Here is a 14,721-nt window from a genome sequence, read left to right on the forward strand (position 1 = left end):
TTTGCGCTCAATGGTATGCACGCTATGTTGAGTATCGCGAACGACCCGCGGTGAACAACGGGACTCGCCGGCGCAGACTGTTATGCCGGAACGCGCGCTCGGGAGCGCTCAAGCGCGCGGCTCGACCACCCAGGCGGCGTTATGTTCGACGAGCACGCGGTCGAACGCGAATTCATCGAGATCGTGCTGGTGGCCAGGCAACGCCTGAATCACCACTTCGCCGGCATCGCGCAGCGCGGCGACCGCGACGCGCAGCGCTTCGTCATGCCGCCAAGGCGCCAGGATCGCGCTGCTGCGTGCTTCGATCGGCGAGATCCGCGCGACCTCGCGCAGGTCCAGCGAAAAGCCGGTTGCCGCGCGCGCCCGGCCGTATGCCTGGCCGACGTGATCGTAACGGCCGCCGCGCGCGACCGCGTTCGGCACGCCATCGACATAGGCGGAGAACATCACGCCGCTGTGGTACGCATAGCCGCGCAGATCGGCGAGATCGATCATCACTTCCGCGCCGTCGACATGGCTCGCGAGAAACGCGAGGTCGTCGAGCGCGCGGGCGATCGCCGGCGAGTTCGGCAAACGCGCGCGCGCTTCGTCGAGCACCGATGCGTCGCCATAGAGCGTGGGCAAAGTGCGCAGCGCGTCGCGAATGGGCGGCGATAGCTGTGCGGTCATTTCGATCAGGCGCGGTACGTCCTTGCCCGCGAGCGCTTCATAGAGCGTCTGGCCGAGTGCCTGCGCCGCCGGCTCGGCCTCGATCAACGCCGCGAGCACGCCCGCGTGGCACAGGTCGAGGCGTACCTTCGCGAGACCCGCCAGACGCAGCGCGTCAAGCATCAATTGCTGGATTTCCAGGTCCGCTTCGAGGCCCGCGTGCCCATAAATTTCAGCGCCGATCTGGATCTGCTCGCGCGTCGCATGCAGGCCGCGCGGCCGCGTATGCGCGACATTGCCCGCATAGCAAAGACGCGTGACGCCCTGGCGGTTCAACAGATGGGCGTCGATGCGCGCGACCTGCGGCGTGATGTCGGCGCGCAGCCCGAGCGTGCGGCCGGACAGCTGATCGACGAGCTTGAAGGTGCGCAGATTCAGGTCGTGACCCCCGCCCGTCAGCAGCGACTCGAGATATTCGAGCAACGGCGGCATCACCATTTCATAGCCGTACGAACGGAAACGGTCCAGCAAATGACGCCGCAATTCTTCGATCTTGCGGGCCTCCGACGGCAGCACGTCGGCAATATTCTCGGGAAGCAACCAGGTCGACATCGATACAGTCCTACGGCGTTGAACACAGCGTCTTAAGGCGCCGATGAATGGGTGTGAATGGCGTGAAGCGGCTTGCTTGTGGCGGGCGGTGCAGGTACCGCGGACGGCGCTGTGTCGACTCGCGCGGACCTCACGCGCAACGGTGCTGAATCAGCCGGCAACCCGACCTTTTCCGCGAGCAAGCGCGAAACGCGGCGCGATCCGACTTGCAGGCGACGTGCGATGTTCCCCACTGCTCGTTCCGGTTCACGCCGGTGCCGCCAGCCAGCGACGTCCGATGACCCGCGCGCTCTTCAGGTCGCGACAAATAGCAGCACGAGCCCGAGCAGCATCACGATGAGCCCGCCGACACGAATTTGATGCGGTGGCCGTTCCGCTATTTTACGGAACGTCTCGCGCCAGGCGCTCGGAAAAACGAACGGAAACATCCCTTCGATAATCAGCATCAGTGCGATCGCGAGCAGTAACGAGCCGGCTATGTTCATGCGAGTGAAGCGGCCGCGATGCGGATGCCGCGGCCTTCGGTAATCAGCGTTTGCGCGAAGTCGGCGCGGAAGCGTCCGGGGCGGCGCCGCCGGTCGGGCTACGCATGAAGCGGAAGAACTCGCTATTGGAGTCGACCACGATCAGATCGCCCGGTTTGAAAGTCTTCCGGTACGCCTGCATGCTTTGATAAAACTGGTAAAACTGCGGGTCCTTGCCGAACGCCTCCGCGGCGATTTCCGCAGCCTTCGCATCGCCTTCGCCGCGAATGCCCTGCGCTTTTGCGAGACCGTCGGCGAGCACCGACTGCTGCTCCTTGAGTGCGTCCGCGCGGATCTCGTTGGCTTGCTCGGTGCCCTTCGCGCGTTCGTCGGCGGCGATCTGTTCGCGCGCGGCGATCATGCGTTTGAACACCGAACCGGTCATCGCCGCCGGGAAATCGACGCGCGTCAGTTGCACGTCCACCACCGATACGCCGAGCGACGCCGCGCCCTTGTCCAACGCGCCGCGCGCCTCGTCGGCCACGGTCTGCTGCTTCGCGAGCGCATCGGACAGCGTGAATTTGCCGAACGCATCGCCGAGCGCGCCGCGCGCGAGCAGCGCGAGCCGGTCCGGGAGGCTCTGCACGTCGCCCCTGGTTTCGGCGAGTAGCTTCAGCGGATCGGTCACGCGGAACTTGATGACCGGATTGACCAGCAGGTCGGTTTTATCCGACGTGATGAAATGATCTTCGTCCGGCGCATCGACAGACTGAATACGGTTGTCGACGAGCGTGACCGTTTGCAGCGGCGGCGGCAGTTTCACGTGCAGGCCTGGGCCGAGCAGCCTGGGCGCCGAGTCGCCACGTCCCGACACGACGGCCATATGCCGTTGATCGACGACGAACACCATCGACGATGCCGCGAACACCACGATGACGGCGGCGACGACGAGCGCAATGATTCTGTTCATATTGGTGCGCTCCTTATTGAACGTCGTCTTCACGCAGACGATTGCGGAACGCGTCGCGCGAGCGCAACGACGCGGCGCTCGGCCGGCTTGCCGGCGCCGGCGCGGAAGCCGCGGGGCCGGAGGCGGCATCGGCGGATGCGCCGGCTACCGCACTCGCGGCACCGGTGGCACCCGCATCCGCCGCGGCGGCCGACGGCGCCGACGCGCCCGCTGCGGGCGGCGCGCTGGCCGCGGCCGCGCCCGACGCAGCCTGCCGCTCGCGGTTCTGCTCGACCAGTCTATCTAGCGGCAGATACAACACGTTGTTGCCGTTCTTCGCATCGACGAAAACCTTGGTCGCTTTCGAATAGATCTGCTGCATGGTTTCCATGTACAGACGGAAGCGCACCAGAGCCGGTGCCTTGGAATATTGCGCGTAGACCTGCTGGAAGCGCTCGGCCTCCGCCTGCGCCTGGGCGACGGTGTCCTCGCTGTAGGCCGTCGCATCATCGATCTGACGCGCGACATCGGCCTTCGCTCGCGGCAGCAGATCTGCCGCATAGGCCTGCGCATCGCGCCTGGCGCGCTCGTTTTCGCCGTGGACCCTGGCAGCGTCGTCGAATGCGGGCTGCACCTGCTCGGGCACCTGCACGCTCTGGATCGTCACACCTGTGACCGCCAGGCCGGATTCATACTGATCGAGCGATTTCTGGATCGACGCGATCAGTTGCTGGCGCAGCGTTTCATGATCCTGACCGAGCACCTCGCTCGTCGTCTGCGCGCCGACGACCGCGCGCACCGCCGCCTGCGCGGCATGCATTACGCTCTGATCGGGATCGACGCCGCGGAAAAGATAGTCGGTGGGTTTGCGGACCTGATATTGCACCGCGAAGCGCAGGTCGACGATATCGCCGTCGCGCGTGAGCATCGACGAGTCCTTCACGTTGGCGAGGCGCACTACGTTAGTGCGACCGATTTCGACCTGGTGAACCTGTCCGACGTTGACGAACTCGTGCGATTCGAACGGATACGGCAGCCGCCAATGCACGCCCTGCTCCGCCGTGTAGCGATATTTGCCGAACTGCATCACGACGGCCGCCTGGCCCTCCTGCACGACGAACACGCCGCTACCCAGATAGATCGCGACCAGCACGCCGATCACGATGCCGACGCCAATGCGCGCGCCGCGTCCGTTGTCCGGGCGGCCGCCGCCGGCACCGCCGCCCTTGCGCCCGAAGATCCGGCTCAAACGCCGGTTGAAATCGCGCCACATTTCATCGAGGTCGGGCGGACCTTCACCATCGCGGCCCGGGCGCTTCGGATCGTTCGGCCGTTGCCGGTCGCCATGGCCGTCGCCCCGGCCCCAGCGCGGATCGTTCAGTGAAAGCACGGCGCGCATACGCAGCCAGATACTCCGCTCGTTGTAATCGTTCACCTGTGTTCGTTCACCAGAGTAGACAGCGGGTCAGTGCAATTGGAACGGGTCAGTGCCCGAGTTCTGGAACCTTGTGGTTATCACGCGGTTCGGCCAGACCGTCGTGTCCCAACGGGTCGAGCGGCGTATCGGCAAGTGGTTCAGCGGTAGCGATTTCAGCGATGGCGGCACGCAACGCATCGAGCCCCTGGCCCGTGCGAGCGCTCAAAAAGACGCGCGAAATATTACCATACTCATCCCGCTCAACCGCCCCCCCTCGGGCCGCCAGTTCAGGCACCGCATCGATCTTGTTGAACACCAGAACCTGACGGATCGTGTCCGCGCCGATCGCCTGCAACACCTCGTTGACCTGATCGATCTGATCGAGCCGCACCGCGCTCGATGCATCGACGACATGCAGCAGCAGATCCGCGTGAATGGTTTCTTCGAGCGTTGCGCGAAACGCCGCGACGAGTTGGTGAGGCAGTTCGCGGATGAATCCGACCGTATCGGACACCACGACCTGCCCCGCCTCGTCGCCGAGATAGACGCGCCGCGAGGTGGTATCCAGCGTGGCGAACAGTTGGTCCGCGGCATAGGCCTGCGCTTTGGTGAGCGCATTGAACAGCGTGGATTTGCCCGCGTTCGTATAACCGACGAGCGACACCGACATGGTCTGGTTGCGGTTGCGCGCGCGGCGCTGCGTGCCGTGCTGGCGGCGCAGCTTGTCGAGCCGGATCTTGAGAGCCTTGATGCGCTCGCCGATCAGCCGGCGGTCGGTTTCGAGCTGCGTTTCGCCAGGACCGCGCAGGCCGATACCGCCTTTCTGCCGTTCGAGGTGGGTCCACGCGCGAATCAGCCGCGTCGACAGATATTGCAGCTGCGCGAGCTCGACCTGCAGCTTGCCTTCGTGGCTGCGGGCGCGCTGCGCAAAAATGTCGAGGATCAGACTGGTGCGGTCGACCACGCGCCGATTAAGCGCCCGCTCCAGATTGCGCTGCTGCGCTGGAGCAAGAGCGTGATTGAAGATCACGAGTTCGATGTCGTTCGCCTCGCACGCGAGGCGCAACTCTTCGGCCTTACCGCTGCCGACGAACATCTTCGCGTCGGGGCTGGAACGGCGCCCGGTGAGGGTGACTATGGGATTCGCGCCTGCGCTTTGCGCGAGCAGGCTGAGTTCTTCGAGACTGGCTTCGAAATCGATCTTGCCGAAGTCGATGCCGACGAGCGCTGCATTGATCAAATTGGAGGGTATCAAAATGACGCGGCCGGGAATGATCGCCAACGGGCGACGCTGGGCCGGCCGCGACGGGGGTTAGGACTGTTCGGAATCCGGGTGGAAATTCACCGGGCGGGCCGGCACGACCGTCGAAATGGCGTGCTTGTAGACCATCTGGGTGACCGTATTCCGGAGCAACACGACGTACTGGTCGAACGATTCGATGTTCCCTTGGAGCTTGATGCCGTTGACCAGGTAGATCGACACCGGCACATGCTCTTTACGCAGTGCGTTCAAAAACGGGTCTTGTAACAATTGCCCTTTGTTGCTCATAGCAAACTCCGTATTTTTTTGCAGGTTGACTTAATTGGCGCCGAAGAAAAAGAGAGCCGTCGCCAATCGCTACACTATAGCTGATTTTCATTTCTGCGCGCGGACCGGGGCGATGCGCCCAAACCCAACACGCACGCGGGTTTCAGCCTGAGATCCAACCGAAATTTCAGCCTTTGTCCGCGTAAGGGTTCGTCGACGATCTGAACTCTATTCGCAATGGAGTCCCTGTTAGCTTGAAAGTTTCCCGGAAGCGATTTTCCAGATAACGCTTATACGTATCGGTGATCGCATCCAGCGCATTGCCGTGAATCACGATAATCGGCGGATTCTGCCCGCCCTGGTGCGCATAGCGCAGCTTCGGCCGCACCGGCCCGCGACGGCGCGGCTGCTGGAATTCGACCGCCTCGATCAATGCGCGCGTCAGCTTCGGCGTCGGCAGCTTCGCCATCGCGGCTGCGTAGGCGTCGTCGACCGACCGCATCAACGGCCCGATTCCGGTTTTTTCCGCGGCGGAAATGAAGTGGAACTTGGCGAAGTCGAGAAATTTTAGTTTGCGCTCGAGGTCCGCCTTGGTGCGCTCCCGCACATGTGGATCGAGACCGTCCCACTTGTTCACGCCCACCACCAGCGCGCGGCCCTGTTCGACGACGAAGCCGGCGATGTGCGCGTCCTGGTCGGAAATATCCTGACGCGCGTCGAGCAGCAGGATCACGACGTTTGCATCGGAGATCGACTGCAGCGTCTTCACCACCGAAAACTTCTCGATCGCCTCGAACACTTTGCCGCGGCGGCGCAACCCTGCCGTGTCGATCAGCGTGTACGGCTTGCCCTGGCGCTCGAAATCGACGTAGATCGAGTCGCGCGTGGTGCCCGGCATGTCGAACGCTATCACGCGCTCCTCGCCGACCAGCGCGTTGATCAGCGTCGACTTGCCGACGTTCGGCCGGCCGACGATCGCGATCTTCACGCCGCGCGTTGCCTTGTCCTCGTCGCTTTCTTCCGGTTGACCCGAGTAGGCGACTTCGAGCGCCTCGTTGATCATCTCGGTGACGCCGTCGCCGTGCGCCGCCGAAATCGCCCGCGGGTCGCCAAGGCCGAGCTCGTAAAAATCGGCCGCGACCGTCGTATAGCGCATCCCCTCCGCCTTGTTGACGACGAGGAAGATCGGGCGGCCGACCTTGCGCAAATAGTCGGCGATCGATTTGTCCTGCGGCGCGAGACCATTGCGACCATCGACGATGAATACGACGATGTCCGATTCCTCGACCGCCTGGCGGGTTTGCCGCGCCATCTGGTGCAGGATGCCGTCTTTCGCGACCGGCTCGAAGCCGCCAGTGTCGACGACCAGGTACGGCCGCTCGCCGGTGCGCCCTTCGCCGTAATGGCGATCGCGCGTGAGACCGGGCAGGTCGGCAACCAGCGCGTCACGCGAGCGCGTGAGGCGGTTGAACAGCGTGGATTTCCCCACATTGGGGCGCCCGACGAGGGCAATAACGGGTTTCATCTGATCTTGTTCACGGTGAAACGCGGGATCGCAACCGATCGCTCGCGTAGCGACGCCAGGCGGCCGCCACACGGCGGAGTTCCGACGAAATTATCACGAATTCGGCCAGCTTCGGACGCACGGTCGAGATGTGCATCCGGGCGGACGGGAGTGGGCTGCGCGGGCGGCGCGCCAGAGGGGTTGCCAAAGGTTGCGAGACTCGGAATTCGCTGCTCGACGGCCCGCACGTACGTTCGCTGGCAGCGTCTGGTACCGTCGAAAACCGCGCGCGCTGGGTTGTCGCAGCGGCCCGCACGGCATCGCATCCGGCTTGCCGGACCAGCCCGTCCGGCGCTTTTTCTAGTGAACCCGCGCGATCACGCGGCAGACAACCGGTTATAAGAAGCAGGCTCAGAAACCGGCTCGAGCCTTCATCAACAAGCGCGCGGCGGCCAGTAAAGCGAGCCCGCCAGAACAACCCGGCTCGCGCGATCAGCGCGGGCGATAACCGAACAGGCCGCCGTCGCGCGTCTGTACGACCAGCGTATCGCCCGCCAGCACGGGTGCCGCGGTGATTGCGCTGCCGTCGGTCTTTACGCGTGCGACGAGCGCGCCGTCCGACGTGGACAGGAAATGCACGTAACCCTGGTAGTCGCCGAACACGGCCGCACGGCCAAGCAGCATCGGCACGCTTAGATCGCGGTTCTTCAGCGACTCGTTCTTCCACAGCACCGAGCCGTTGTTCACGTCGAACGCGGACACGACCGACCAGTCGTCGGCGGCGACCACGCTGCGCTCATCCTGCGCGAGGCCGCTCGTGCTCGAGAACGCCTTGCTCCACAGCGCGCGGCCCGAGTTCGCGTCGAAGCAACCGATCTGCCCCTGGAACGTCACCGCGCAGGTTTGCGAACCGACCAGCGTCGGCGGCCCGGTTACGTCGTTGATACGCTCGACTTCAGTCACGCCCTTCGGATAGGACACCGGCGTCTGCCAGTAAGCGTCGCCCGTTTGCAGGTTGATCGCGGCGAGCGAGCCGCCCGGGAAACCGGCCAGCACCGCGGCGTCGCCCGCGAAGGTCATGCCCGACGACACCCGCAGGTTGAGCGGCACCGCGCGGTTGCGATAGTTCCACTTTTGCTCGCCCGTTTGCGCATTGAACGCGACGATCTGACCGTCGATCGTGCGTACCACCACGAGACCGTTGCCGACCAGCGGCGGCGTGATGATTTCGCCCGGCGCCTTGGCCGTCCACAGCTGCTTGCCGTCCGCGCCGAGCACGTACACGTCGCCCTTCAGACCGCCGACCGCCGTGAGCGTGCCGTCGCTGCCGACGCCCGCCGACAGGTCGTCACGCAGCTTGCTGCGCCAGATATCCTTGCCGGTTTGCGCGTCGATCTTGGCGACCGTGCCGTTCGCGCCAGCCGCGAACACGGCATTGCCGACCACGACCGGCGAGAACAGGTAACGGCCCGCCTTGCCCACGCTCGCCGACCAGGACTGCTGCACGTCGAGTACGGGTTTGAACTCGGTGAGCGGCGTCGGTACACGGCGCTCGTCTTTCGTGGATGAGCAAGCCGCCATCGTAAGAGCGGTCATCGCACAGATAACGGGCACGGCGTAACGTTTCAGCAGATTCATCGGTGGACGAAGCATTCAGGAAATTAATTAAGAAAGACCGGGTTGCGGTCATGGCGCGCGGCGCGCCGCGCGGGACACTCAGCCGCCGAGCGCGTCGAGCTTGAACTGGATCAGCTGCCGCGCCGAGGTGTCGCTCTTCGGCAGTGAGTCGAGCGCGAGCTGGTAGGCCGTGCGCGCATCGTCGCGCTTGCCTTGGGCCGCGAGCAGGTCGCCGCGGCGATCCGCCACCACGCCCTTGAACGCGTCGGACTGCGGCTCGGCAAGCAGCGCGATGCCTTGGTCATAGGCTTTGTCGTCGAGCAGCAGCGACGCCATACGCAGCTTTGCGATCTGCTTGAATTCGTCGTCTTTCGCGTGATCGATCGCCCACTGCAGTTGCGCCTTTGCACCGGCTTCGTCGCCGGCGACGTACAGCGCCTTGGCGGCACCCAACGCGGTCATCTCGGCGTACGCGGTGCGGCCGAACTTGTCTTGCATGTCGGTGGCGACGCGCGTGACCCGTGCCTTGTCGCCGGATGCCACCGCCTGCTGCACCTGGTCATAGAGCACCGCTGCTTCCGCCGCCTGACGACGCTGCCAGAAATTCCAGCCGTTCCAGCCCGCACCCGCCAACAACACGACCAGCACGATCCACGTGGTCGAATTGCCCCACTGCGCCCACCATGCCTTCAGACCTTCAATCGATTCTTGTTCGTCGTGGTAACTCATCGCCCGGCGATTTCCTCTTTCTTGCTGTGTGTGCGCGTCGAGCCAGCCGGCCCGAACGCGTCGCGATCAGTCGTCGCCGTCTTCGGCGGTTGCAACCATCGCATTGATTAGAAATTCGGTCAAGTCTTCGGCGGGGACGTTCTGTTGCTCGCTCTTACCGCCGTTGGTCTGCGTATCGCGCAGCGGTTTCACGCCGATCGTGCCGTTGGCGATCTCGTCGTCGCCGAGCACCACCGCGAACGCGGCGCCGCTCGCATCGGCACGCTTCATCTGCGACTTGAAGCTCGCCGACTGGCCGTCCGCGCTGCAATGCAGGATCACGTCGAGCCCCGTATCGCGCAGACGCTCGGCGATGATGAAAGCCTGCTCGCGCGCGGCGTCGCCCTGATGGACCACGTACACGTCGCAGCCCTCCGATTCGGGCACGAGGCCCTCTTCCTTCAGCAGCTCGAGAATCCGCTCGATGCCCATTGCCCAGCCGCACGCCGCCGTCGGCTTGCCGCCGAGCTGCTCGATCAACGGGTCATAACGCCCGCCCGCGGCGACCGTGCCCTGCGCACCGAGCTTGTCGGTCACCCACTCGAAAACGGTCAGGTTGTAGTAGTCGAGACCGCGCACGAGACGCGGATTGATGGTGAACGGGATGTTGTTCGCCTTCAGGATGCGCTGCAAACCTTCGAAGTGCGCGCGCGATTCGTCGCCGAGAAAATCGATCAGCTTCGGCGCGTTCTGCGCGATGTCCTGCAGCGCCGGGTTTTTCGTGTCGAGCACGCGCAACGGGTTCGTGTGGAGCCGCCGCTTCGCGTCTTCGTCGAGCACGTCCATGAACTTCTCGAGGTACGCGATCAGGTCGACACGATGCGCGGCGCGCTCTTCGGCGAGACCCAGCGAGTTGATTTCGAGCTTGATGCCCATGAGACCCAGGTCGTCCCACAGGCGCTGGCACATCATGATGATTTCAGCGTCCGCGTCCGGACCCGCGAAGCCGAGTGCTTCAACGCCGACCTGATGGAACTGGCGATAACGGCCACGCTGCGGACGCTCGTGACGGAACATCGGGCCGATGTACCACAGGCGCTTCGGGCCGTCGTACAGCATGTTGTGCTCGATCGAAGCACGCACTACCGCCGCGGTGTTTTCGGGGCGCAACGTCAGGTTCTCGCCATTCAATGCGTCGGTGAAGCTATACATCTCTTTTTCGACGATGTCGGTCACTTCGCCGATACCGCGCGTGAACAGCTGCGTATGCTCGACGATCGGCGTGCGGATGTTCTGATACCCGTACGCGCGCAGCATCGACTTGACGGTGGTTTCGAAAAATTCCCAAAGCCCGGCTTCCTGCGGAAGGATGTCGTTCATGCCCTTTACGCCGGCGAGCTTTTCGAGCTTTTTCTTCTGTTCAGTCATCTGGGTCGGTAGCCGATGTTTAGTTGAGCGCGCCGGCGCGGCCATAGCGGCGCTCGACGTAGTCGCTCACGATTTGCTGGAATTCTTGCGCAATGTGCTCGCCGCGCAGCGTCTTGACCTTCTCGCCGTCGATGAACACCGGCGCGGCCGGATTCTCGCCCGAGCCCGGCAGGCTGATACCGATATTGGCCTGCTTCGACTCGCCCGGTCCGTTGACGATGCAGCCCATCACCGCGACGTGCATCCCTTCGACGCCAGGATACTCGTCGCGCCACACCGGCATCTGCTGACGCAGATAGGTCTGGATCTGTGACGCCAGTTCCTGGAATAGCGTGCTAGTGGTTCGGCCGCAGCCCGGACACGCGATCACCATCGGCGTGAACGAACGCAAGCCCATCGTTTGCAGGATTTCCTGACCGACGATCACCTCGCCGGTGCGCGACGCGCCCGGTTCCGGCGTCAGCGAAATCCGGATGGTGTCGCCGATGCCCTCTTGTAGCAGAACCGACAGCGCCGCGGTCGATGCGACGATGCCCTTCGAGCCCATGCCGGCTTCGGTGAGACCCAGGTGCAGCGCGAAATCGCAGCGGCGCCCGAGCTCGCGGTACACCGCGATCAGATCTTGCACACCGCTGACCTTGCACGACAGGATGATCTTGTCGCGCCCGAGGCCGAGTTCGACCGCCCGCTCCGCGGAGCCGATCGCCGACTGGATCAGCGCCTCGTACATCACGCTCTGCGCTTCCCACGGCGCCGCGCGCGACGCGTTCTCGTCCATCATCTTCGCGAGCAGATCCTGGTCGAGACTGCCCCAATTGACGCCGATGCGCACCGGCTTGTCGTACTTCGCCGCTGCTTCGATCATCTGCGCGAACTGCGTGTCGCGCTTCGCACCGTGACCAACGTTGCCCGGATTGATCCGGTACTTGGACAGCGACTCCGCGCAGCCCGGATAGTCGCGCAGCAACAGATGGCCGTTGTAATGGAAGTCGCCGACGAGCGGCACCATCACGCCCATCCGGTCGAGCTGCTCGCGGACTGCCGGCACGGCCGCCGCCGCTTCCGGCGTGTTCACGGTAATGCGCACCAGTTCCGAGCCGGCCTGCGCCAGTTCCTTGATCTGGATGGCGGTGCCGATCGCATCCGCTGTGTCGGTGTTGGTCATCGACTGGATGCGCACCGGCGCGTCGCCGCCGATGGTCACGAGCTGGCCGCCCCAGCGGACATTGACCGCGTGGGACTTGCGTCGCATCGCGGGGCCACCGAATACCGGCTGATCTGAAACGATCTTGCTACAGGATTGGGATTGAGCTTCGGATTGCATCGAATAACCCATTTGCGCCATACGCGCTAGTAAGCGCAGCGCCTGAATTGGAAAAAGCGCCGTGGACCGGATGACCGCGGCGCGTACCCTATCTGTCAAGGCAGCGAGAAACGCGCCACGTTGCCTTTTGCCGCTGCATATTTCGCCGGATCGATCGGCTGACCATCAAGGGTCAGCGATTGGAGACCGGCCTTGTTGCCGACCGTGACCTTGAACGGCGCCTCGCCGCTCACTTCTTTTGCATCGCCCGGGTGCACGAGGCCGGAGAACAGCTCCTTGCCGTCCTTGCCGCGCACGCTAAACCAGCTGTCCTGCGTCACACGCAGCGCGATGATTGCCTGACCCGGGCCCGCAGTAACAGCCGCCGACGAGGCAGCCGCCGCGGCTACCGGCGCGCTCGCGCCAGCCACCGGGGCCTGCGGCGAACCGGCTTTCGCCGCTGCCGACTGTATTGCGCTCGTTGCAGAAGTCGAACCGGACACGGTGCCGGTGGTAAGTGGGGTGGGCATCGGCGTCGCCGATGCAGATGCTGCATCGTCAGCACTCGCTGAATTGTCCGGCGTCGCAGCGGCCTCAGGCGCGGAAGCGCCGTCCTGCGCTTGGGTCGCCGGACCTTGCGCGACCGCACCGGACGCACCGGTGTCACTGCTCGCCGAGCCGCTCGCGCTGGCCTTCAGACGCGCGAGCCACGCGGACGAATCGCCGCCATTGGTCCGCCACATCGCAAGCGCGATGACCGCGACGACAATCGCCGCGATGCCCCACAGCCACGAACGGCTCTTTTGCCCGCTATCGCCGAGCGTCAGCGACACCTTGCCGCGCGGCAGATCCTTGCCTGAAGATGCCGGCATCGACAGATTAGGCGCCGGCACACCCTTCTCGCGACGCAGCGCGGCGGTAAATGGCTCAGGATCGGCGCCGAGCATCTTCGCATAGCTGCGTACGACGCCAAGCGCGAACGTGGTATCCGGCAGATGACTGATGTCGCCTGCCTCGAGCGCAGTCAGCTTTGCGACCGACACTTTCAAGCGCGCCGACACGTCCTCGATCGTCCAGCCCTTCGATTCACGCAATTGATGTAAGCGCGCGCCAACAGCCGCCAGCGAATCGATGGCCGGCTGCGCTGCGGGCGGAACCACCGCCCGTGCGACGGGCGCCGGATGACCTTCGTTCGTGTCTGTCTCGTGCGGCTGCGGGTGCTGCGGCTCACTCATCCCAAATCCTTTCGCGTCGATTCTTTTTTACTCGTGCAACCGGACGGGCCAGAGCCACGCGTCCGAATCGCAGACCGTTTATAACAAAATGTGCGGCCTTGTGTGCCGCTTCCGATCGCTTCTGCAAACTTTCTTTTCGATCTGCGGTGGCATCAGCGCACATTGCGCGTTCGCGAAGCTCTTGCCGAACGCCGATGCCTGCCGTGCCGCACGATTACACGGCCCGAACCTGGATAACCTTAGCCGCCTTCCCGGTGCGCTCAGCAAGGCGTGTGCGGTCTTTCACCGCGCCGGCAAGCTGACCGCAGGCAGCATCGATATCGTCGCCGCGAGTCTTGCGCACCGTGGTAACGACGCCCGCGTCGATCAGCACCTGCGCAAACCGCTTGATCTGTTCCGGCTTCGAGCGGATGAGGCCCGATTCGGGGAACGGATTGAACGGAATCAAATTGAACTTGCATGGTACGTTGCGGGTGACCGCGAGCAGTTCATGCGCATGCGCGGCGCTGTCGTTCACGCCATCGAGCATGCAGTACTCGAACGTGATGAAATCGCGCGGCGCGACCTTCAGATAGCGCTCGCACGCTGCCATCAGTTCACGCAACGGGTACTTCTTGTTCAACGGCACCAGCACATCGCGCAGCGCGTCGTTCGACGCATGCAGCGACACCGCGAGCGCGACCGGCAGATCCGCGCCGAGTCGGTCCATCATCGGCACGACGCCCGATGTAGACAGCGTGACCCGCCGGCGCGACAGGCCGTACGCATTGTCGTCGAGCATCAGACGCATCGCTGGCACAACCGCGTCATAATTGAGCAGCGGCTCACCCATGCCCATCATGACGACGTTCGTGACAACGCGCTCGCCCTTGCCGTCGCCGCCCATCGCGCGGCCAGCCGCATCGCCGCGCGACGCGCGCAGCGCAAACTCGGCCATGCGCAGCTGACCGATGATTTCGCCTGTGGTGAGATTGCGGGAGAACCCCTGTTTGCCGGTCGAGCAAAACCGGCAGTTGACCGCGCACCCGGCCTGCGATGACACGCACAGTGTGCCGCGCGTTTCTTCGGGGATGTACACGGTCTCAACGGCGTTGCCGTTGCCGACGTCGATCAGCCACTTTCGTGTGCCGTCGGTGGAAATATGGTCGCTGACGATGCCGGGCATCGTGATCGTGGCGCGGCCTTTGAGCTTTTCGCGCAAGGACTTCGCGAGATCGGTCATGCCGTCGAAGTCGGAAGCGTTGTATTGGTGAATCCAGCGCTGCAATTGCTTGGCGCGAAACGGCTTCTCGCCCAGGCTGTCGCAGT

13 protein-coding genes are annotated in these 14,721 nt (G+C 64.1%); all 13 read right to left on the reverse strand.

All coding sequences use genetic code 11. The features are described 5' to 3' along the window. Positions 1–108 precede the first annotated feature (108 nt). Positions 109–1,260: an ATP phosphoribosyltransferase regulatory subunit gene (locus VGH41_RS07375; protein WP_331596700.1), complete on the reverse strand. Its 1,152-nt coding sequence runs from the start codon at positions 1,258–1,260 to the stop codon at positions 109–111. A 293-nt stretch (positions 1,261–1,553) separates the two neighbouring features. Next, positions 1,554–1,745, reverse strand: coding sequence for a DUF2065 domain-containing protein (locus VGH41_RS07380; RefSeq protein ID WP_331596701.1), 192 nt, complete (start codon positions 1,743–1,745; stop codon positions 1,554–1,556). A 43-nt stretch (positions 1,746–1,788) separates the two neighbouring features. Continuing rightward, positions 1,789–2,694 carry a protease modulator HflC gene (hflC, locus tag VGH41_RS07385; protein ID WP_331596702.1) on the reverse strand — a complete coding sequence of 302 codons (906 nt, stop codon included), beginning with the start codon at positions 2,692–2,694 and terminating at the stop codon, positions 1,789–1,791. 13 nt (positions 2,695–2,707) lie between these two features. Next, on the reverse strand, positions 2,708–4,108 hold the full coding sequence (gene hflK, locus VGH41_RS07390; protein WP_331596703.1) for an FtsH protease activity modulator HflK: 1,401 nt from the start codon (positions 4,106–4,108) through the stop codon (positions 2,708–2,710). Positions 4,109–4,157: 49 nt separating this feature from the next. After that, positions 4,158–5,372 carry a GTPase HflX gene (gene hflX / locus VGH41_RS07395; RefSeq protein ID WP_331596704.1) on the reverse strand — a complete coding sequence of 405 codons (1,215 nt, stop codon included), beginning with the start codon at positions 5,370–5,372 and terminating at the stop codon, positions 4,158–4,160. 30 nt (positions 5,373–5,402) lie between these two features. Beyond that, complete coding sequence (gene hfq, locus VGH41_RS07400; protein WP_006051315.1) at positions 5,403–5,639, reverse strand: RNA chaperone Hfq; 237 nt, start codon at positions 5,637–5,639, stop codon at positions 5,403–5,405. Between the two features lie 166 nt (positions 5,640–5,805). Then, entirely contained in the window at positions 5,806–7,143 is a 1,338-nt protein-coding gene (gene der / locus VGH41_RS07405; protein WP_331596712.1) for a ribosome biogenesis GTPase Der, read from the reverse strand. Between the two features lie 471 nt (positions 7,144–7,614). Beyond that, positions 7,615–8,760: an outer membrane protein assembly factor BamB gene (bamB, locus tag VGH41_RS07410; RefSeq protein WP_331596713.1), complete on the reverse strand. Its 1,146-nt coding sequence runs from the start codon at positions 8,758–8,760 to the stop codon at positions 7,615–7,617. Between the two features lie 78 nt (positions 8,761–8,838). Beyond that, positions 8,839–9,468 carry a tetratricopeptide repeat protein gene (locus tag VGH41_RS07415; protein ID WP_331596714.1) on the reverse strand — a complete coding sequence of 210 codons (630 nt, stop codon included), beginning with the start codon at positions 9,466–9,468 and terminating at the stop codon, positions 8,839–8,841. Between the two features lie 66 nt (positions 9,469–9,534). Next, positions 9,535–10,875: a histidine--tRNA ligase gene (gene hisS / locus VGH41_RS07420; protein WP_331596715.1), complete on the reverse strand. Its 1,341-nt coding sequence runs from the start codon at positions 10,873–10,875 to the stop codon at positions 9,535–9,537. A gap of 19 nt (positions 10,876–10,894) precedes the next feature. After that, positions 10,895–12,199: a flavodoxin-dependent (E)-4-hydroxy-3-methylbut-2-enyl-diphosphate synthase gene (gene ispG / locus VGH41_RS07425; RefSeq protein WP_331596716.1), complete on the reverse strand. Its 1,305-nt coding sequence runs from the start codon at positions 12,197–12,199 to the stop codon at positions 10,895–10,897. A gap of 95 nt (positions 12,200–12,294) precedes the next feature. Continuing rightward, positions 12,295–13,413, reverse strand: coding sequence for a helix-turn-helix domain-containing protein (locus VGH41_RS07430; protein ID WP_331596717.1), 1,119 nt, complete (start codon positions 13,411–13,413; stop codon positions 12,295–12,297). Between the two features lie 214 nt (positions 13,414–13,627). Continuing rightward, on the reverse strand, positions 13,628–14,721 hold a 1,094-nt coding region (rlmN, locus tag VGH41_RS07435; RefSeq protein WP_331596718.1), incomplete at its 5' end, for a 23S rRNA (adenine(2503)-C(2))-methyltransferase RlmN.

Origin of the sequence: Paraburkholderia sp., from assembly GCF_036488795.1 — a bacterium.
GTDB lineage: Bacteria > Pseudomonadota > Gammaproteobacteria > Burkholderiales > Burkholderiaceae > Paraburkholderia.

Bases quoted from the DNA above. Each gene is read 5' to 3' on its own strand.
- hflC (WP_331596702.1), bottom strand. From the start codon at position 2,694: ATGAACAGAATCATTGCGCTCGTCGTCGCCGCCGTCATCGTGGTGTTC.
- VGH41_RS07375 (WP_331596700.1), bottom strand. From the start codon at position 1,260: ATGTCGACCTGGTTGCTTCCCGAGAATATTGCCGACGTGCTGCCGTCG.
- VGH41_RS07380 (WP_331596701.1), bottom strand. From the start codon at position 1,745: ATGAACATAGCCGGCTCGTTACTGCTCGCGATCGCACTGATGCTGATT.
- der (WP_331596712.1), bottom strand. From the start codon at position 7,143: ATGAAACCCGTTATTGCCCTCGTCGGGCGCCCCAATGTGGGGAAATCC.
- ispG (WP_331596716.1), bottom strand. From the start codon at position 12,199: ATGCAATCCGAAGCTCAATCCCAATCCTGTAGCAAGATCGTTTCAGAT.
- bamB (WP_331596713.1), bottom strand. From the start codon at position 8,760: ATGAATCTGCTGAAACGTTACGCCGTGCCCGTTATCTGTGCGATGACC.
- hfq (WP_006051315.1), bottom strand. From the start codon at position 5,639: ATGAGCAACAAAGGGCAATTGTTACAAGACCCGTTTTTGAACGCACTG.
- VGH41_RS07430 (WP_331596717.1), bottom strand. From the start codon at position 13,413: ATGAGTGAGCCGCAGCACCCGCAGCCGCACGAGACAGACACGAACGAA.
- hisS (WP_331596715.1), bottom strand. From the start codon at position 10,875: ATGACTGAACAGAAGAAAAAGCTCGAAAAGCTCGCCGGCGTAAAGGGC.
- VGH41_RS07415 (WP_331596714.1), bottom strand. From the start codon at position 9,468: ATGAGTTACCACGACGAACAAGAATCGATTGAAGGTCTGAAGGCATGG.